We start from the raw sequence: 228 nt of genomic DNA on the forward strand, positions 1-228 counted from the left end.
CCTGACAGCGTGGTCACTAATTCATCGAGATCAAAGGTGCGGGCAAAAAAGCCGTTCCAGTTGATCAGCGTAAGCGAACGAAACTTTCCGCGCTCAATCATGCCTGTTCTTCCTCTGCGTTCTCACTCGCGTCGCCTTCCTGCCCTTCACCGTCATCGGTGTCGACCGGTGCTGTCGCGTTTTCCAGTAGCATGGCCTCGCCATCACGAATCAGACGAAGCTGCGCTT

The 228-nt window shown here is 55.3% G+C and carries 1 protein-coding gene; it reads right to left on the reverse strand.

The features are described 5' to 3' along the window. The coding region (locus SB765_RS34615) for a hypothetical protein (RefSeq protein ID WP_216079453.1) at positions 1 to 101 on the reverse strand (101 nt) is incomplete at its 3' end. Between the last annotated feature and the right edge of the window lie 127 nt (positions 102 to 228).

Source organism: Pseudomonas sp. SIMBA_067, assembly GCF_046534675.1.
GTDB classification, from domain to species: domain Bacteria; phylum Pseudomonadota; class Gammaproteobacteria; order Pseudomonadales; family Pseudomonadaceae; genus Aquipseudomonas; species Aquipseudomonas putida.